Raw genomic sequence first — 18,105 nt, forward strand, 5'->3', positions numbered from 1 at the left:
CGCACAACGCCGTGCACAGATCGGTGAACCGGGTTGTCCCCCGTGGCGCATGAGGCCACCGTCGAGTGAGATGCCCGGAGTCTCGGGAGCACAGCCCGGGGACCTCGCCGGTTCGAGCGCCGTGACACAGCCTGCGGATTGCACCGGCATCGCGGCCAGTGCCCCGGCCATCGTGGTCGTCACCACGGAGCCACGGATCCCGATCGGCCACGTCCCTGCCTCCTGCCCCCGGCCGAACCGGTGTCGGGGCGTCATCGGCCCTTCAGACGGCGGGTAGGGAAGGATGCGCCGGCCACGCGACCCCAACCGCGTCCGCGACACCGCAGCGCGGCGGCCGGCGTCCCGCGGAACCTCCCGCGTCGAGTCGGCGGTGGGTCTGTCGGGAGTCCGGCGGAGGCTCACCCCGGGTGCGGCGACCGGACAGGAGGGCTCCGGCTTCGGACGCAGCCGCAGAAGCACGCGCCTGACCGCCGTTAACCCAATGTGACAACCCGCCAGGCGCCAAGGCGGGTCTGCGGCAGGCCCGTCCGGGGGTCGGGCACCGCCGAGAAGAGGAGGTAGCGCCCGGGGCGTGAGTCGAGGTGCAGCTTCACGTTGCGATGTGCGGACAGGCCACCGAGCCCGAAGGGCTGTCCGTCGACAATGGTCTCGGTGGGGAGTTCTCCCCGGAGCACGACGGCCATGGCATCGCTGACGTCCTCTGGGGTGACTCCCCTGCGGAGCCGTTGGAGCAGCAGTTCACCGCCGCCCTCGGGAAGACGGTTGGTGAAGGACAGGACACCCTGTGCGGGCAGCTTGGTCCGGGTGCGGATCCGGGGGCCGTCGTCGGTGGCGACGAGCTCGACCGAGGTTTCCCCACGATCACCGGAGGCCCGGCCTTCCCGCCCGTCGCAGCCCTCGGCGGACCCAGTCACCTCCAACTCCCGCCAGCGCTTCTCTCCGAAGAGGATCTGCTCCAGATCGATGAGGTAGTAGGTCCCAGGACACAGCGTCGCCGACCAGCGCACCGAATGGTGGCGGTCGACGAGGGCCCCGCCGAAGAACTCGGTGATCTGGTCCGTCTCACGGACTGCCTGAGCCACCTGATTGGGGGGATTGGCCACGGGAATCCCCTTGACCCGGCGCAGCAGGGCGGTGTTCTGGACTCCCTCGAGCGCCTCCCGCACCGACACTCCGTCGCGCGGCTGGAAGACCTCCAGCATGTGCGGTCGGCCGTCCTTGGAACGGACGGCGAAGAGCACCTTTCCCGCCTGGACGGATCTGGGCGCCCGGATCTCCTCCGCGTCGATTCCCACCGGGACGGTCTCACGATCGGCTGCTCGCGCTGTCTGCTGTTCCCGGGGAAGCGGGCCTACGAGCAGGGCCGAGGCGCAGGCAGCCCCCAAGCATGCCTTCGCCCAGGTGCTCAGCAACGTCATCGACGGCTCCTATGCGACAGGGGTTTCGATCGCCTCGGCATCGGCTGCCGGAGCGGCAGAAGGCCGGGAAGCGGAAGGAGAGTCTTCAGCCACCGTCCTAACACATCTTTCGCTTGACATCGCATGAAACATCCGCAGATGTCCCACTTTTGGTCGTGCTGAACCGCGCCTCTGTCGTGAGCTGCCGTTTCTCTGACGGTCACATGAGGAGCCGGCCGGCAGTGGTGGTGGCGTAGGAGGGCGTCGTCGGTCTCCCCGTCAGCGGCCCGTCTTGGCGACGCCCTTCCTCAGCGCCTCACGCACGTCGTAGGCATAGGTCCAGGAGACTTCCTCCACCATTCTGGCCAGAACGTTCTCATACACGCCGCCCATCCCCGCCGCGTCCGAGGCGGGCCCGCTCCCGCGCGAGCCCAGCTGCACCCGGGTGGTGTGCGGCAGACGGAACGACTCGTAGCGCAGCAGTGCGTCCTCCACCGCCCGCCCGGTCGAAGTGCCGCCGTCTCGCCGGCCGGTGCGCCCACGCCCGGCAAGGAAGTGAGCCAGAGCAACGGCGTCCTCCATCGCCTGGCTTGCCCCTTGCCCGTGGTGGGGCAGCATCGGATGAGCTGCGTCACCGAGCAGTGTGACCCTGCCGGTCGACCAGAGCTTCAGGGGCTCCCGGTCGTACAGCGTTAGACGCTGCGTACCCGTCAGGGCACGTACGGCCTCCAGCACCTCGCCGTGCCACCCCGCGAGTCGGTCGGCCAGTTCGCCGGGCTGCCCCTGGGCGTCCCAGGACTCCTCGAGCCGATGCTTCTCAGGGACCACGGCCGCGAGCGTCCATGCGCGTCCCCCGCTGACGGGGAAGCACAGGATTCGTGCGTCCGGGCCGGGCCACATCAGGATCGTTCGCGGCGGAAGAGCGGGGACCGCGTCCGCAGGGACGAGACCGCGCAGAGTACTGCTGCCCGAGAAGACGCGCACCGCGCCCGGGCTGACGAATTCCCGGACGACCGAGTGGATACCGTCCGCGCCCACCACCACGTCGGCCGCGGCCTGGCTGTGATCTGCGAACCGAAGCCGGACCTCGTGGTCATCGGCGTCGATCGAGGTGAGACGGCGTCCGGACTGCAACTCCGCTCGGCACCGGACCTCATCGACCAGAATCTCGTGCAGATCGGCGCGGTGAATCGTGTAGTAGGGGGCTCCGAACTCCTCCTCCCAGGCCTTTCCCATGGGGCGACGGGCCAGGCGACTGCCGTCCCTCCAGTGCCGGACCTCGAAGGCCTGCGGCCGTACCGCTACGGCTTCCACTCTTTCTGCAAGGCCCCAATGGCGCAGGATGCGGGTGCCGTTGGGACCGAGGTGCAGACCGGATCCCAGTCCCCGGTATCCGTTCGCCTGCTCGTAGAGGGTCACCTCGGCGCCTGCTCGCAGAAGGGCAACCGCGGCCGACAGCCCTCCGATTCCCGCTCCCGCCACCGCCGCCCTCAGTCCGCGCTCAACCACTTCTCTTCCCGGTTCCCTTCCGACTTCCCGCAGCCGTCCACTCGTGTCACGAAGCCGGTCCAGGAGATCCGGACCAGCGACCGCCTGCCCCGGTCACCAGCGAACAGGCAATGTCTCGGGGCTGCGCATGAAGACACCCCAGGTGATGTCCTCAGGGTTCACGTCCAGTCGCAGCCCGGGCAGTCTGCGGGCGAGTGCGACGAGGGAGAGCCTGAACTCGAGGCGCGCGAGGTTCGCTCCCAGACAGAAGTGCGGTCCATGGCCGAAGGCCAGGTGACGCTCTGCCGTTCGGTCCACGTACCTGGACGGATCACAAACCGCGGGCCGCGTGAAGACCGTGGGATCGTGATTGGCCGCCTCCACCGATGCCAGCACCGCCTCACCGGCGTGGACCGCGCCGGAAGCGAGTTCCACCTCCTCCTTCGCCACCCTCACCGTGGAGAGGGCGACGGAGTGGCGGCGAAGAAGTTCCTCGACGACGGCCTCGACACCTTCGCGCGGGGCGGTGGCCATGCTGCGATAGAGCCCGGGCAGGCCCAGCAGTGTGACAACCGCGCGGGTCATGATGTTCGAAGTCGTCGCCAGGCCCCCCGTGATGAGCATGAGGACCATGTTGACGAGTTCCGGCTTCGTGAGGGAGTCCGCCCCGTCCCGCGCCGCGATCAGATCATGGACGAGGCTTGTGCCCGAGGTGTCCCGGGCGACCTCGATGATCTCCTCGACGTACTGGGTGTACGCCTCGATCTGCGATCTGACCAGCGAGGTCTCGGCCTCGTTCCTCGCCACGGTGAACAACGCCCTTGCCCCGGTGTTCAACCGCTCGTGTCCGTCCTTGGGTACACCGAGCAGCTCGCACATGACCGACGCCGACAGCGGCATGGCGAACTGCTGGACGAAGTCCGCCTTCGGCCCATGGTCGATCAGCTGGTCGATCAGCTCGTCGACGATCTGTTCAACGCGGGGTTTCCACCCCTCGACATGGGCCTGGGAGAACGCCCTCGCGGCGATGCGTCGCAGTCGCTGGTGGCGGGAGCCGTCCACATTGATGAGGAGGTCCGGTTCGGTGGTGGTGAAATCGACTCCCGGCAGGAAGCGCGGCGCATCGCCGCCGTGCAGTTCCCTGGTGAAACGGGGGTCGGACAGGACCTGCCTGACGTCGTCATAGCGGACCACGAGACGCGCCACGTCACCGCTCGGCATCGTCACCGTTCCCAGCGGATCCTCCCGCCGACGGCGGTCGAGCTCGTCGGGTGGCGCTCCCAGGGGACCCGCGGGGAACGGGCAGGCAGCGGGTTGATCCGGACGCAATGTAACACTCCGAAGTGTGGTGAACGGGGGGCTGGACTGGACCAACCTAAACGCCATGACAGTGGTTCCCGGGCTCAACTCGCCGCAACGGCAAGGTCAGGGCCGCCGGCGTGCTCCTTGTTCCTTCTCCGTGCGGGGCAGGCGGGCCCGATCAACGTGCTGCCCGGGGTTGGCACAGCCGTGGAAAGGGTCGGAGCCGGGGCGCGTTAGGGCACCAGTCCATTTCGCTCAGAATCCGGGGAGCGCGGGTGCAAGCAGGCTCGGGACCTACTTGGACCGTGGACATCATCGACAACCTCCGGTGAGTTCCTCCGGGCCGGCCCATGTACGGACCGTGCCCCACCACTTCTCCAGCTTCTCCCTCTCAGGCTCGCCGCGGCGTCCCCCGATCAGACCTTCGCGTAGGGGACAACCCTGATGCTGTACAGGCCACAGGCCACAACACCGGAGCGGGACCAACGGTGCGACGGTCGGCACGGCCGGCTCAGGGGGCTACGCGGCTCGGTCCTCGGCCGTTCCGGCCGGCGCTCGCTCGGCGGCTGAGCGCGAGCAGCGCCATGTCGTCGGCCGTCGCGCCTCCCGCGTACTCCCGTACGTCGGCGACGACCGTGTCCAGCAGTTCCTCCGGTCCGCGAAAGATCCGACCGCCGAGCCGTTCGCTCGGATCGTAGAAGACGCCGCGCGCGTCGCGCGCTTCGGACAGTCCGTCGGTGTAGAGGAGAAGCGTGGCACCGGGCCCGTACGGGACCTCGTAGGACCGGTCGGGCCGTGGGTCCAGGTCGCCCATGCCGAGCGGCAGCGCGCGATCCGGCGGTTCCAGCACCTCCAGAGTGCCGTCCGCATCCAGCAGCAGTGGAGAGGGGTGCCCCCGGTCGACGATCCGGACCGTCCCGCACCCAGGCGGTATCTCCGCGAATACGGCGGTGGTGAAGTCCTCGAGCGCCTCGGGCCCGGAATGCCGGGTGCCGCACCGTGCCAGCGCGCGCTCCAGCCGCCGGGCGACCCGTCCAGAGTGGGCTCCTGCACGGCGGCCTCCCGGAACGCCCCGAGCACCACGGCCGCGGTCTCGACCGCGCCCAGCCCCTTGCCCCGCACATCCCCGACGACCACGCGTACTCCGTACGGAGTCTCCTGTACTGCGTAGAGGTCGCCTCCGATGGACGCATCCCGCTGCGCCGCTTCGTACCGGGCGGCGACCTGCAGTCCGCCGATGTGCCCGTCCGGCGTCGGCAGCACGGCCCGCTGTGCGGCTTCCGCGATGACACGCGCGGAGGCGAGCCGTTCTCCGCTGCGCCGCATGACCCGGTTGATGAAGAGGGCCAGCACGGAGACCGTGGACACGGTCACCAGTTCCGTGAGGGCCGGGATCTCACCGGTCCGCGCGTTGTACCCGTGCAGCGCGGCCACGGCCCCGACCGCGGCGACCCCCGCCATCAGCGTGCCCGTCAAGGAGAAGAAGGGGGCTGCGATCAGTGGTGCCGCCGTGAAGAGGGGCGAGGCGGTGAACGTCTCCGGCGTTCCCAGGTCGAAGAAGACTCCGACGACGATCAGCAGCACCGGCAGCACCTTGACCACCAGGCGGCCACCGTTGCACCCTTGTCCGTTGTCGCGTGCTCGTTGCCCCACCGGTCGTCTCCCGCCCAGTACGCGCGTGGCTGCGGGGTACCGCCGCGCTCTGTCCCAGTCCGACCGTCGTCGCTCGGTCGGCGCATGGCTGTCGGCCAACCGGCTCATTGAAGCGCGCACCCGTCGCCCGGCGCCTCCCCCGATCGGTCGACTCGTGGAGGGGACTGGGCCGTCCACTCCTCCTTACCCCTCCCCTCTTTCCGAGGATCTTCCGTCAGCCTGACTCGGACAGGCACCACGTTTGGCGACCAGGGCGAACAGCACCCGCTCGGTCGCGGTCACGTCCCGACGGCAACCCCCGCTTGGGCCGCCCGGCCCGGCCCACGATCTGGTCGATCCGCAGCTGGCGCGTCGTTAGGCACCTCCGGGCTTCCCAACCACCCCCGCTGGGACGAACACCCGAACCACCGACCATGACCGCACCCCGATCCGGACCGCCTCTCACAGAGGCCACGCGTCCGTTGTCAGTGGACGGTGTTACGTTCTGTGACATGACCGATCACGCGCTACGGCTGCTGCGGCAGGACCGCCGCTTGGCCGAACTGGCCGCCTTCCCCTTCGACTTCGACCTGGACCGCGCCGCCGACGGCCATGTCGAGGAGGTCCGCCTTGCCTCGGGCGGGCCGCTGGAGAGCGTAGCCGGGGACGATACCGGCGGTACGTACTTCGTGTGCGCGGACGGCTCGGTGCTCTACGCCAGCTCGGAGGGCGCCGCGGGGATCATCGGCTCCAGCGTCGACGAGACCTTGGAGCTCGTGATCGGCCTGCCCGGCTGGCGCGACTACACACGGCTGTCGCCGGGTGACGGCGAGGAGAAGATCCTGGCGTGCGTCGCGGAGACCGAGGACGAGATCCGCGAGTCCTACGGAATCGACAACGAGCGGGCCGAGCTCCGTGCGGCGCTGGGCTTCCCGAAACGCTCCCCGGTCGAGCTGGTGGGCAGACTGCGTGCCGCGCTGCTGCGCACCGAGCCGGACTTCGTACTGCTCAACGCGGACGAGGGGTGTGCGTACCACCGGATAGGCCCGGCCGGTCCCCCTCTGTGGGAGCCGGTGCTCGTGGCGGGTCGCGCAGATCTCGCCCGGTTGCGGGAGGGCGACCGCATGGCATGGCGTGAAGTCGCTGAGGACCCGGTGCGGCGCCGGATCACCCTGCGGGCCGCGCAGTTCGACCGAGCCGAGAGCGATCTGGAGCTGCTGCGGCATCTGCTGCGGCACGAGGCACGGTCATCGATGACGGACGAACTGCGGCTCGCGGCTGCGCTGGTGGGGCTGCGCGGGGACACCGGAGATCTGCCTCTGCTGCTTGAGGTCCGGGAGACGGACTTCGACACGGCGTGCGGCCTGGGCGATATGCCGGAACCGGGTGCAAGCGCGGACGAGTTGCAGCAGTGGGCGCGGGCGCTCGACGAGTCGATGTTCGGGACGGATCCGTCTGACGAGCCGGTCTCCACGTGGACCGACCTGGCGCGGGACCAGGGGATGACGGACCTCGCGCGGGTGACGCTGATCCGCGAACTCGACAACATCTTCATGGCCAGAGCAGACTCCGCCGCCCCGAGGCGCCCCACACCCTGACCACAGCGCCGCTGAGCAGGCTCGCCCGGGACTTCGAGGAACTCGGCGACCTTCCCCAGTCGCTGCGCGCCCAACGCCTGTACGCCCGCCCTTCAGGAGACGGCATGGGACCGGGCCTCGGCCCGACACACCCTTGCCCGCCTGGAACGGGAGGCGGGCCGGCTGCCGCAGGCGGCGGACAGCCTCGCCGCCGTGCGCGACGCCCTGGCCACCCCTGGCGACGACTCGCTGCGCCACTGGCAGCAGGTCAACCTCGGCCGCTTCATTGCCGAGGAGCATTACCGGCTCATCCTCGCCCTGGCCGAGGCGGGCCGCCTCGAGGAGACCCGTGCCCTCCTCGCGGCCGCCGACGCCATACTCGGCGAGCTCTCGGAGGACGCCGCGAACGGCGTCCGCGAGCTCGCCAAGCGGACCGCTGCGAGAGTGCGGGAGGTCAACTGAGGACGGGCACGGCGGGCGGGCATTTCGCCAGAGAGCCGTGGGCACGACGGGCCAGGTAGTCGGCCGGTGCGGCAGCCGGTGCTGACCTCGCCGACATGATCATCACCGTGCGTAGTCTGATCCGGCAGGTATGGACGACTCACCGCTGGGACGAACACCCGAACCACCGACCATGACCACACGTCTATCCGTGCGGCTTCTTGTCCCAGCGGAGCTGCCCAGAAGCGATCAGGACGAGCGGTGCGCCCGCCCCGCCAGGGCGGAACGCACCGGCAACAGCCGCGTGGGACGGGCCCCGACCAGAAGCGGCGGAATCCGAAACCCCGCTCCCGGACAGTGCCGCTGCCAGTCCTGGGAAACAGCGGCCACCAGCCTGCAGCCTGCCCCGCTCGGGCTTCTTCGCTCCGGTGGCGGCCAGAGCCCGCTGGGTGTGAAGGGTCAGCACGACCCAGCGGCGCAGACAGCCATCGGCGAAGCGGGCGTCCAGCCCCTGAAGGTCGCCGGGCGCGACACTCTGCCACAGCGGATGCAACGCAACAACCGCCTGCAGGACCTGGTCGCGGGTGAGCGGCCAGATGTAGGGCCAGCCGGCGCTGCGACTGGCGAGCATCCGCTGGGCGCGCAACGAGCGTTCGCCGCGCGCCTGGGCGATGAGAACCACGCACAACCCTTGGGGAAGGTCGTCGTGCAGGAAACGCACGTACTCAAAGCAGGACGTCGACAGCCGGTCGGCGCCTTCGACCACGACGATCCGCGGCCTGACAGCCAGGGCGCGGCGGACCAGCGTGTCGGCGATGCCGGGGTCGGCAGGCGCCTCACCGCCAAGACCAAGTGCACGGTGGAGGGCTGCGCGCAGGTCCGCCGGCGCCGGGTGGGCACGGTAATCAAGCGAACAGCTCACCGAGACGGCGGGCGGCGGTGTGGACAGCGAAGGTCTTGCCGACCCCGGCATCGGCCAGCACGCACACGAACCGGCCCTGTGCGTAGGCATCGGCGAGCGCATCACTGACGGCGAGCATGCCCCGGGTGAGCAAGGTGCGCACACCCGGGGTGTCGAGGAAGTGCGGGCCGGGTGGGGTGGCATCTTGCACGACGGCGAAGGGCTCCTGAGCGCCAGCCGCGCCCCGTACGGTCGGCGACGGGGGCGTTGGCGGGGTGGTCAGCACCGCTTCAGAGCCCAGTCCACGATGCGGTCGTCGACCTTGTCGGCCTTGAAGTGCTCCATGCCCTTGACACGTGCTTGGTGACCCTCACCCACTCACGGAAGGAGCCGAGCGCGTACTGGGTGCACTCGCTTCAGCAGCCCCTCGTCCACACCCCTCCACACTGGATGCGAGTGAGGAACAGCCATGAGGACCTCGTCCTCGGTCATGGCCAGGATCTCCAGGCGGATGTAGATCCGCGAGGCCAGCGCCGGGTCGCTCTTGACGCACTCGGCCAGCAGTGAGCCCGGCGGGGCTCGCGGTGGGCGGCACAGAGCCCGTCGCCCGTGCGCGGCCCGGGGGCGCGGAAGGGTCGCGGCGGGCGGTGCTCCGGCCGGGGCTCAAGAGGAGACTGCGGGAATGGCGTTCAGCAGTGAGCCAGGGAGATAGGCGGACTCGATCTGCAGGTCCCAGCCGTGCACCTGTACGGCGAGCGCTGCCAGGGCGATCGTGCCCACGGGCAGCAGGCTCCTTGGCGCAGGGTCCTCGCCGACGCCTGCACGGTGCTGGACAAGCCGTTCGTGCAACGCGTACTCGAAGGCGTCCTGATCATCTCGGAGCAGGATGCGCAGCAGCCGCTGGTCGGGACTCGTCGCGCCGGCGGCGTCCAGGGCTAGGGCCGCGTCCAGCCGCTCGTCTACGGACGGCTTGCACAGCGTCACCTGCGGCCAGTCGCGCGGCAGGTGGCCCTGGGCGGGGGTCAGGTAGCCGCATAGGGCGTCCATGTGCGCGAGGTCGCCAGGTTGGGAGACCGAGCCCCGCTGCGCGTAGGGGAGGCTGCTGTGCAGCATCGGGGCATAGTCTCCTCGGAGCAGCAGCCCGATCACCCGCTCCCAGTCCCACACCAAGCCGCTGGCCACGCAGATGTCGAAGGCTTCGACCCAGGTGCGGGCAGTGACCGTGTCGGTCGCGTCCCGCATCTCGTCGAAGTCCTTCTCCTCGCTGCTGAAGCGCGTACGTGTCAGTGGGAAGGGGATCTCCCAGTCACCACCCGGGCAGCAGCCAAGCTCCAGCACACCGAAGAGGCATTCGGCCGCCGTCGTCAGCGCAAGCCGGGTGCGCTCGTCGTTCAGGTTGAGGTCCTGCACACTGCGTGCGGCAACGTGATCCAACAGCTCGTAGCCGAGCTCCGACAGCATCTCGCGCATCGGATACTCGGCGTGGTAGACGTCCTCGAAACGGCGCTGAACACGATCCGCCATGTCGCCGAAGGCCCACTCCAAGCGCTGCTGGTTCACCGCGTGGCGCGTTACGTTGTTGGTTCCCATCCATTCATCCTGTCAGCTGACACCGACAACCTGGCTTTCAGGGCCGGTGCACAATCCCTGTCTGCGCTGCGGGTTCTGGCCACAGGCCGCCCGTCCCTTCTGGGCCTTGAACCGCTTGCCCAGTCTCCTCGCCGCCGGAGAGGGATTGGGAGAGCCCCGGACCCTTCAGCCCCTCCCATGCCGATGAGACTTTTCTGACCTGTGCTTTCATCGAGGGGCTGGAAGGAGCGGGGCCGGACAAGGCGAACGACCCACTCAGCCCCGGCGCCCCAGCAGGGTCTGAGCGGCAGGCCTGTCGGCCAAGACCCGCTTCCACGAAGCGACGTTGGGTCTGCGGCGCAGCAGAGCCCGGCGCTCGCGCTCGGTCATGCCACCCCAGACGCCCCACTCGACACGGTTGTCGAGGGCGTCGGCCAGGCACTCGGTGCGCACCGGGCACCCCGTGCAGACCGCCTTGGCCCGGTTCTGGCCGGCGCTATCCGCGAAAAGCTCATCGGGGTCGGCGCTGCGGCAGGCCGCATCCTCGCTCCAGTGGGCCCTTGAACTCATCCTGTCTCCCTCCCCGTCGCGGCTCGGCGACGACACCGAGCCTATTGCCCAGGTCACAGCCGATGTGCTGCGGGTGGCGGTCCGGGGGGTGCATGTCCTGCGGCGCCCCGCTCCCCGTCTGAATGGGACGAGAAGGTGGGCGCACGCGTTCCGTGCACCCTGTCCGATCAGGAGTGGGCGACCGCGCTGCGGTCGATGGCCGCCAGGGCGGCCGATGAGGTGCTGTGGGACCTGCCGACGGCCACCGCCAGCCGACGGCCCGATCCTCACCATCCGGGTGCCCGCCGACGGTCTCCCTCCCCTGCGCTCGGCGTGCACGGCGCAGGGCCTGCGCCTGACCTCCACCGCCCTGCCCGAGTTCGGCACGCCGCTCATGCCCCCGGTCGCCGGCCCGTTGGGAGGACGCCACACAGCAACACTCCAACGAGGCCTCTGCGCAGCTGCCCCGGTGAACTGTCCGGGCACCCCCTTTTGCCACGGTGGGCGTGGATGGCGGGCCCGTGCGTGCGGCCTCCGAGGCCACCACAAGAGTGGTGATCGTACGGAGAGCGACTGCCACCTCTTCGTAGTGAGTAGCATCCGGCAGCAACACCCAGGTGCTAGGAGTGCTGTCGTGGCCGACGAGCCCGAGAAGAAGACCCCCATCCAGAACAAGTACGCGCAGCAGTACGCCGATGACCTCGCGGCCAACCGCAAGGAGCAGGGTTGCATCACCGAGCAGATCGCAGGTCTCCAGGCGCGCCAGGAGCAACTCACGTTGGAGGAGACCTGGTTGGCCCAGGCACGGGCAGTCTGCTCGGGGCCCGGCCCGCAGAGAGCCCGCGGCCGTGGTGGCGTCGCCGACGGACTGGGCCGAGCAGCCCGAGACCTCCGCGTCGGCCGACGCCGTCACCAAGGCGCCCCAGACCGTTCCGTCGCCGCGCCAGGATGCGTCGGTGAATCCGGGGCAGCCCGAGCAGCCCGCCAAGAAGGCGGCCACGGCGAAGAAGGCCGCGGCTAAGGCGGCGAAGAAGGCCGCCACAGGGAAGCCGGCCGCTGAGTAGGCTGCGCTGGCGGAGCCGACCGCGGGCGAGGTGAAGTCGGTCCGCCGCTGTGGCAGCTCGTCCTGGACATCCTCCTGAAGACCCCCGGGCAGCCGTGCATGGCCCGTGAGGTCACCGACCAGCTCGCGCAGGACCACTCCGGCCGGAAGACGACCGTCCAGACGGTGCGCAACAACTTGGAGACCCTCGTCAAGAACAACCGCGCAGAGAAGTCCCACCAGCAAGGAAGCGCGATGTACACCGCGTACGCCGAGGCGGATGCGGCGCCCGCTGCGGACGACACCGCGAACAGTGAGGCCGAGACGGCTGCCGAGAAGGTTCCGGCGTAGGTCCAACGTCCGCTGCGGTCCGCCCGGGCTCCCGCGACGGCGATCGTGGATGCCGTTCCGGGAGGTGGGAGCGGTGCCCTGCGGTCGTCCGCCTCATACCTCAGCCGGTGTGGTGACGGACACGGTGCGGGCCGAGAGCAGGAGCGCGCACAGGGCGGCGGCCATCAGTGGGACGGCGAAGTGGCCGCCGAGCGGGCCTGCCAGGGCGGTGCCGCCTGCCAGGCCGAGGCGGATCGCGCTGGACATCCAGCCGACCGCTTCGGTCGATGTGCCCGGTGGGGCGAGGGAGGTGACGGTCAGGCTGGCCACGGTCAGCAGGGGGACGAACAAGGCTCCGGGCAGCATCGCCAGGATGAGGACCGCAGGGGCCGGGAGCGGGGCGAGCAGGGGAAGCCATCCGGCGGCGAACGCGGCGCCCAGCAGCATCAGATGACGCGGCCGGGGGGCGGTCGCGGGCTGGAGGCGGGCGTACAGGATGCCGCCGAGGAGCCCTGCTGCGGAGAACGTCGCGGGCAGCGCGCCCGCGAGCCAGGGTGCGTCTTGCCGTTCGGCAGCGACGGTCCCGGCGACGTCGAGGGCGCCGGCCGTGGCGCCGAGGAAGACCAGGGAGAGCATCAGGGGCCGCATCGCGCGCGGGCGCAGCACGCCGAGCCGTTCCCGGCGGCGTGGTGCGGCCCGCCAGGTGCGGGCGGGGCGGGCGGTGGCGAAGGCGAGGGAGCCGGCCATGGTGACGGCGGCCGCCGAGGCGAGGGCTGCGGCCGGGGAGCCAGGTGGCCACTGTACTCGGCACACTGCATCTGCCCGGCCGGGGCAGATGGGCACGACGGAACCTGCATGTGCTGTCGAGTCGGGCTCGGGGTGACCGGCGGCTGGGCGCGGCTGGCGGTGAAGGATACCCGTGCTCTCGGATGGGGTTCTCCGGCCGCCGATCGACGAAGAGAGACCGGATTCAACCGGTCGTTGCAACACCAGCTTGTTGAAGCAACTGTAGCTGCTCGTTGAACGCCTCGGCGGGTGTCTTCCAACCGAGCGTCTTGCGGGGTCTGCTGTTGAGAGTGTGAGCGACGGCCTCGATTTCCTCGGCGGACCATCTCGAGAGATCGGTGCCTTTCGGGAAGTACTGGCGCAAGAGCCCGTTGGTGTTCTCGTTCGTGCCACGCTGCCACGGACTATGCGGATCGGCGAAGAACACGGGAATGCCCGTCTCGACTCTGAATTGCGCATGGGCCGACATCTCCTTGCCGCGGTCCCAGGTCAGAGACCGTGCGAGCTGTTCGGGCAGCGTCGACATCGTATTGGCGAGGGCGGTCTTCATCGTGATCGCCCCATAACCGGCCAGCGCAGGACCATTCTTGACCGATTGCTTGTGCCGGTAGCCTTCCTCGCGCGGCAGGTGAACCAGCATCGTGAATCGAGTTGACCGCTCGACGACAGTGCCGATCGCGGACCGCTCCAGCCCGATGATCAGGTCGCCTTCCCAGTGGCCAGGAACGGCACGGTCCTCGACTTCGGCAGGTCGTTCACTGATCAGCGCTTCGGGTGTCACGTGCGCCCAGGTCTTGCGGCGCGAACGAGCGCGCGGGGCACGCAGTGCGCGGCCCGTGCGTAGGCACAAGATCAGCTCTCGCTTCAGCGCCCCGCGGCCCTGAATGTAGAGCGCCTGGTAGATCGCCTCGTGGCTGATGCGCATGGACTCATCATGCGGGAAATCAAACTTGATCCGGTTCGCGATCTGCTCCGGACTCCACGCCTGCACCCACGCGCGGTCCTTGCGGTGCGGCTTGTTCCGCCCCGTCCACGTGGCTGTCGCAGGTCCTGCGATTGCCCTGCCGTCAGGCGTGCTGATCTCTCCGGACAGCCGCTTCTGGACGTATGCGTGCAACCGCGGATTGGCGACCAGCTTCGATGTCTTCGGCCGGCGGGCGGCCATGTCCGATTTCCATTGCGCGACCGAGGCCCGGTAATCGAGCTTCCCGCCCCTCGTGGCCGCGTTGCGCCGCAACTCGCGGGAAATCGTCCCCGGATCACGGCCGACTTGCCGAGCGATTTCACGAACGCCCATGCCTTGGGCGTTGAGGAGCGCGATCTCCTCCCGCTCAGAGAACGACAGGTACCTGCCCGAATTCGGCTTCGGATCGAACGGTCGCATGCCGCCATGCTGCCGAAACCAGCGCGTGGCCACCGCCGGCGCCACGCGGATAACCCCGGCCGCTTCCTCCGCGAGCAGACCTTTGGCGATTTCATCCCAGAACGCTGCTTCGATATGACGCTGAAATTTCGGATGCCCCGGAGACCTCAACTTTGGCCGTATCGCCCGATCGGCTCCCTGCTGACGACGAACCATCCCACACCTCGCTGATCATGAGGTGTTGCGACGACCGATTGAATCCGCCGAGTGCCTGCCGTTGTCTATGGTGCGGATCGATCGCAACGCAGTCGCACGGTCGGATGCCTCACCGCGGCCAGGCAGCCCTTGCCGCCGTCGGCAGTCACTGACGTAGTCGTGGCGGTGGGTGAACACGTCGGCAGCTCGGTCAGGGCTTTCCTGACCGGTGGTCTGCCTGTCGTGGATGACCGGAGTTCGTCGGCTGGTGACGGCGCGGCCGGTGGGTTGGTTCAGGTGAGGAGGGCTGTGAGGGTGCCGGTCACGACGGCGGCGAGGGTGATGACCGCGGCGAAGGTGGCGGCGGCGCGGGTGAGGGCCGTGGGATAGCTGGCGTGGTCCATGCGGGCGAGCTTGCCCGCGCCGGCGGCGGCCAGCAGCGCGACGACGGTCACGAATGCGGTGGTGAGCAGGACGACGGCGAGGGTCACGGCAATCTCCCGGTACACGGTGGGGTGTTGACGTGGCCGAAGGTCGCGGAAACGGGGTTCGCCGGGGTTCACCGGTAGCAAGATGAACACCGGCGAACACGACGGTCCTGGGGGCGCGCACCGTGCACGAAGAGCACAACGATCAGAATCCGGCGCTGACCGAGTTGCGGGAGCGGCTGCGTGTCGGGCTGGCCGGTATGCGGCTGAACCAGACGGAGCTCGCCGCCCGTGCCGGATTGGGGCGCACGACGGTGTCGGAGGCGCTCTCGCGGAGGAAGCCCTTGCCCTCGGCCCACACGGTGGCTGCACTGGCTCGTGCGCTGAGGCTGCCGGTGGAGGACCTGCTGGAGTTGCAGCGGAACGCGGAGGCGGGCGCTGGGGGTGGAGAGCGGGCGGTACCGGGCCGTTTGATCGGTGAGTGGGATCCGCACGATCTGGAGGTCCACCCGGCCGGGCCCGGTGATGCCGCTCCCGGGCCCGGGGTGTCGGGGGCCCGGGTGATGCCCGGGTACGTGCGGCGTGAGCATGACCGGGTGCTGGCCGGGGCGGTCGGGGATGCCGCGGCCGGCCGTAGTCGGGCTGTGGTGTTGGTGGGTGGTTCGTCGACGGGGAAGACGCGGGCGTGCTGGGAGGCCGTGCAGCCGCTCGCGGAGAAGGGGTGGCGGCTGTGGCATCCCTTCGATCCGACCCGCGCCCAGGACGCCCTGGAGGACCTGCCTCGTGTCGGGCCCCGCACCGTGGTGTGGCTGAACGAGGCCCAGCACTACCTCGGCGACCGGGCGGCGGGTGAGCGGATCGGGGCAGCCTTGCACCGGTTGCTGGTGACTGCGGAGTGCGGGCCGGTACTGGTGCTGGGCACGCTCTGGCCCGAGTACGCCGCCCGGTACACGGCCCTGCCCACACCGGGTGGGGAGGATCCGCACAGCCGGGTGCGGGAGTTACTGGCAGGCCGCGTGCTGACCGTTCCCGAGACGTTCGACGCTTCGGCGCTGGCCGCCGCGGCCGCTCTTGCCGAGGGCGGGGACCGGCTGCTGGCCGGCGCCCTCAGCCGTGCGGGCGCCGACGGGCGCCTCGCCCAGGACCTCGCCGGTGCCCCCGAACTCCTCAACCGCTACCGGCACGCGACCCCGGCCGCCGCAGCGGTGCTGGAGGTGGCGATGGACGCCCGCCGCCTCGGTGTCGGCCTCCACCTCCCGCAGGCCTTCCTCACCGACGCCGCCGCCGACTACCTCAGCGACACCGACTACGACCGGCTCACCGACGACTGGGCCGAGCATGCCTTCGCCGAACTCGCCGCCCTCGTCCACGGCAAACAGGCCCCCTTGCGCCGCACCACCCCCCGCGCCCGGCGACGTCCGCCCTCCCCGTCCCCGGCCGTTCACGGCCCGGCCCCGTCGACCGCGGGGCCGGTGTTCCGGCTCGCCGACTACCTCGAACAGCACGGCCGCACCAGCCGCAGGCAGCTATGCCCGCCCGCGTCGTTCTGGCACGCCGCCCACACCCACCTCACCGATCTGGACGACCTCAGCAACCTCACCCAAGCGGCCAGAACCCGCTACCGCCTGCAATGGGCCCACTACCTCCGCCAGCGCGCCGCCGACCTCGGCAACCCCTACGCCCTGGCCAGCCCGGCCTTCAGGTGGGAGTGGGCCGGGGATCAGGAGGGCGCCCAAGCCCTGGCCCGGCAGGTCCTCGGCAACACCAACGAACTGGTCAGCCGAGGCTTCAGGTTGGAGGAGGCCGGGGATCGGGAGGGCGCCGAAGCCATCTACTGGCGAGCCGCCGACCTCGGCAACCCCTACGCCCTGGTCGGCCTGGCCTTCGGATTGGAGGAGGCCGGGGATCGGGAGGGCGCCGAAGCCCTGGCCCGGCAGGTCGCCGACCGCGGCAACACCGATGCCCTGGTCGGCCTGGCCGAAATGCGGGAGCGGGCCGGGGATCGGGAGGGCGCCCAAGCCCTGGCCCGGCAGGTCGCCGACCACGGCCCCACCGGCGTAAGCAACACCTGCGTTCTCGAAAGGCTATGGCCATACGGCCTGGACCCGGACGGTACGCCGACACCGCCATGGCAACGGTAGGTGTCCGCCTGCTCGGCGACTGAAACACCGCTCCTTGGGCACGCACGCCGTACTTGCCTGCAATCGCGAACGACGGTCTGAGCTGGGGGAAGAGGTTCCGACCCCTAATGTCGCATCAGACAACATTCGCCCTGCCGATCACGGCTGGCCGGTCGAGCCCGGCCGCGAAGAAACTCGCCGCGGCCTTCAGGATCTCGTTGGCCCGCTTCAGCTCGGCGTTCTCCTTCCTCAATGCCTTGAGCTGGGCGGACTCCTCCGTCGTCATCGCCGGACGCTGCCCCGAATCGATCTCGTGCTGCTTCACCCAGTAGTTCCGCAGCGTCTCGCGGGCACCGATGCCCAGCTTTCTCGGTCACCGCCTGCAGGGCGGAAGTCTCGTTCGGGGGACCGGCGCAGCCTGACCGCGCTGTTCTGGTCCAACGTCAACCCGTACGGAACCTTCCGCCTGGACATGGACAAGCGGCTCGACCTGGGGCTGACCGCTGCCTTGCCCCGTCCCCGCACCCCGGCGGACACCGCCGGGTGCGGGGACGGGGACACCATGAAGGGCTTCGCCGCTGATCTCACCGACGCCCGGATGAACGAGGCCGTGTGGCGGACGCCCGATCCGGCGACCCTCGGTTTCAAGGTGCTGTCCTGGCCGAATGACGGCCGGTGCGGTCAGGCGTCGCTGGTGTTGGTCGGTGTCGCCTCGCCGAGCATGGCGAGGGTCAGCACGTTGCCGGCGATGCCCCAGCCGCCGTCGGCGACCTCTTCGACCAGAACCATGGTGTTGTTGCGGGCGCGCTCGCCATAGATCTCGACACACAGCTCGGTGGTGCGGGTGACGATCTCCTCCTTCTGCTGCGGGGTGAGGGTCTTCTCGGGGACCTTGAAGTTCGCGAAAGGCATGGTTGGTCGTTCCTTCTCTCAGTGGGCGTTACAGGGAGCTGTCTGCGGTGAGCAGGCTGTCCAGTCCGACGCG

At 69.7% G+C, this 18,105-nt stretch carries 15 protein-coding genes and 4 pseudogenes; 6 read left to right on the plus strand and 13 right to left on the minus strand.

What is annotated here, in order from left to right; translation table 11 throughout:
* Positions 1-473: 473 nt before the first annotated feature.
* The 4 genes and pseudogenes from FEF34_RS00405 to FEF34_RS00420 form a co-directional block, all read right to left on the minus strand.
* Positions 474-1,418 carry a hypothetical protein gene (locus FEF34_RS00405; RefSeq protein ID WP_138051360.1) on the minus strand — a complete coding sequence of 315 codons (945 nt, stop codon included), beginning with the start codon at positions 1,416-1,418 and terminating at the stop codon, positions 474-476.
* Positions 1,419-1,676: 258 nt separating this feature from the next.
* The gene (locus FEF34_RS00410) at positions 1,677-2,906 is read right to left on the minus strand and encodes an FAD-dependent monooxygenase (protein ID WP_138051361.1); all 1,230 of its coding nucleotides are present in this window, start codon (positions 2,904-2,906) and stop codon (positions 1,677-1,679) included.
* Positions 2,907-2,999: 93 nt separating this feature from the next.
* Complete coding sequence (locus FEF34_RS00415) at positions 3,000-4,106, minus strand: cytochrome P450 (protein ID WP_234043032.1); 1,107 nt, start codon at positions 4,104-4,106, stop codon at positions 3,000-3,002.
* Between the two features lie 643 nt (positions 4,107-4,749).
* Positions 4,750-5,948: pseudogene (locus tag FEF34_RS00420) on the minus strand (PP2C family protein-serine/threonine phosphatase); the annotation flags it as partial.
* 383 nt (positions 5,949-6,331) lie between these two features.
* Between FEF34_RS00420 and FEF34_RS00425 the strand changes: the two are divergent.
* The 3 genes and pseudogenes from FEF34_RS00425 to FEF34_RS42280 all read left to right on the plus strand — a co-directional run.
* Entirely contained in the window at positions 6,332-7,417 is a 1,086-nt protein-coding gene (locus FEF34_RS00425; RefSeq protein WP_234042176.1) for a hypothetical protein, read from the plus strand.
* A 192-nt stretch (positions 7,418-7,609) separates the two neighbouring features.
* Positions 7,610-7,858 (plus strand): hypothetical protein, encoded by a 249-nt coding sequence (locus tag FEF34_RS42275; RefSeq protein ID WP_234042177.1) that lies wholly within the window; start codon positions 7,610-7,612, stop codon positions 7,856-7,858.
* Between the two features lie 83 nt (positions 7,859-7,941).
* Positions 7,942-8,034: pseudogene (locus tag FEF34_RS42280) on the plus strand (IS5/IS1182 family transposase); the annotation flags it as partial.
* A gap of 8 nt (positions 8,035-8,042) precedes the next feature.
* Here the strand turns inward: FEF34_RS42280 and FEF34_RS00435 are convergent.
* The 4 genes and pseudogenes from FEF34_RS00435 to FEF34_RS00450 all read right to left on the minus strand — a co-directional run.
* On the minus strand, positions 8,043-8,759 hold the full coding sequence (locus FEF34_RS00435) for an ATP-binding protein (RefSeq protein WP_234042178.1): 717 nt from the start codon (positions 8,757-8,759) through the stop codon (positions 8,043-8,045).
* The gene (locus FEF34_RS42285) at positions 8,743-8,949 is read right to left on the minus strand and encodes a hypothetical protein (protein ID WP_234042179.1); all 207 of its coding nucleotides are present in this window, start codon (positions 8,947-8,949) and stop codon (positions 8,743-8,745) included. Before FEF34_RS42285 ends, FEF34_RS00435 begins: the two co-directional genes overlap by 17 nt.
* A 452-nt stretch (positions 8,950-9,401) precedes the next feature.
* Positions 9,402-10,328, minus strand: a complete 927-nt coding sequence (locus FEF34_RS00445; RefSeq protein ID WP_138051363.1) for an immunity 49 family protein — start codon at positions 10,326-10,328, stop codon at positions 9,402-9,404.
* 300 nt (positions 10,329-10,628) lie between these two features.
* Positions 10,629-10,877, minus strand: a pseudogene (locus FEF34_RS00450) (WhiB family transcriptional regulator); the annotation flags it as partial.
* 827 nt (positions 10,878-11,704) lie between these two features.
* Between FEF34_RS00450 and FEF34_RS42290 the strand changes: the two are divergent.
* Together FEF34_RS42290 and FEF34_RS42295 are read left to right on the plus strand one after the other, a co-directional pair.
* Complete coding sequence (locus FEF34_RS42290; RefSeq protein WP_234042180.1) at positions 11,705-11,920, plus strand: hypothetical protein; 216 nt, start codon at positions 11,705-11,707, stop codon at positions 11,918-11,920.
* A 98-nt stretch (positions 11,921-12,018) separates the two neighbouring features.
* The gene (locus FEF34_RS42295; RefSeq protein WP_234042181.1) at positions 12,019-12,249 is read left to right on the plus strand and encodes a hypothetical protein; all 231 of its coding nucleotides are present in this window, start codon (positions 12,019-12,021) and stop codon (positions 12,247-12,249) included.
* Positions 12,250-12,342: 93 nt separating this feature from the next.
* Here FEF34_RS42295 and FEF34_RS00460 read toward each other — a convergent pair whose 3' ends face one another.
* From FEF34_RS00460 to FEF34_RS00470, 3 genes are all read right to left on the minus strand, one after another.
* Positions 12,343-13,041, minus strand: coding sequence for a hypothetical protein (locus FEF34_RS00460; protein ID WP_234042182.1), 699 nt, complete (start codon positions 13,039-13,041; stop codon positions 12,343-12,345).
* 157 nt (positions 13,042-13,198) lie between these two features.
* Positions 13,199-14,593, minus strand: coding sequence for an IS30 family transposase (locus FEF34_RS00465; protein WP_138051365.1), 1,395 nt, complete (start codon positions 14,591-14,593; stop codon positions 13,199-13,201).
* Between the two features lie 272 nt (positions 14,594-14,865).
* Positions 14,866-15,063 carry a hypothetical protein gene (locus FEF34_RS00470; protein ID WP_234042183.1) on the minus strand — a complete coding sequence of 66 codons (198 nt, stop codon included), beginning with the start codon at positions 15,061-15,063 and terminating at the stop codon, positions 14,866-14,868.
* Positions 15,064-15,185: 122 nt separating this feature from the next.
* Here FEF34_RS00470 and FEF34_RS00475 point away from each other — a divergent pair, with 122 nt between their 5' ends.
* Positions 15,186-17,141, plus strand: a complete 1,956-nt coding sequence (locus FEF34_RS00475; protein ID WP_138051367.1) for a helix-turn-helix domain-containing protein — start codon at positions 15,186-15,188, stop codon at positions 17,139-17,141.
* A gap of 146 nt (positions 17,142-17,287) precedes the next feature.
* Here the strand turns inward: FEF34_RS00475 and FEF34_RS00480 are convergent.
* Positions 17,288-17,484, minus strand: a pseudogene (locus FEF34_RS00480) (IS3-like element IS987 family transposase); the annotation flags it as partial.
* A 317-nt stretch (positions 17,485-17,801) separates the two neighbouring features.
* Positions 17,802-18,032, minus strand: coding sequence for a tautomerase family protein (locus FEF34_RS00485; RefSeq protein ID WP_138051369.1), 231 nt, complete (start codon positions 18,030-18,032; stop codon positions 17,802-17,804).
* Between the last annotated feature and the right edge of the window lie 73 nt (positions 18,033-18,105).

Origin of the sequence: Streptomyces marianii, from assembly GCF_005795905.1 — a bacterium.
In the GTDB taxonomy this organism is placed as follows: Bacteria; Actinomycetota; Actinomycetes; order Streptomycetales; family Streptomycetaceae; genus Streptomyces; species Streptomyces marianii.

Coding starts and splice junctions, on each gene's coding strand:
- FEF34_RS00405 (WP_138051360.1), bottom strand. CDS start 1,418: ATGACGTTGCTGAGCACCTGGGCGAAGGCATGCTTGGGGGCTGCCTGC.
- FEF34_RS00415 (WP_234043032.1), bottom strand. CDS start 4,106: ATGCCGAGCGGTGACGTGGCGCGTCTCGTGGTCCGCTATGACGACGTC.
- FEF34_RS00425 (WP_234042176.1), top strand. CDS start 6,332: ATGACCGATCACGCGCTACGGCTGCTGCGGCAGGACCGCCGCTTGGCC.
- FEF34_RS00445 (WP_138051363.1), bottom strand. CDS start 10,328: ATGGGAACCAACAACGTAACGCGCCACGCGGTGAACCAGCAGCGCTTG.
- FEF34_RS42295 (WP_234042181.1), top strand. CDS start 12,019: ATGGCCCGTGAGGTCACCGACCAGCTCGCGCAGGACCACTCCGGCCGG.
- FEF34_RS00465 (WP_138051365.1), bottom strand. CDS start 14,593: ATGGTTCGTCGTCAGCAGGGAGCCGATCGGGCGATACGGCCAAAGTTG.
- FEF34_RS00485 (WP_138051369.1), bottom strand. CDS start 18,032: ATGCCTTTCGCGAACTTCAAGGTCCCCGAGAAGACCCTCACCCCGCAG.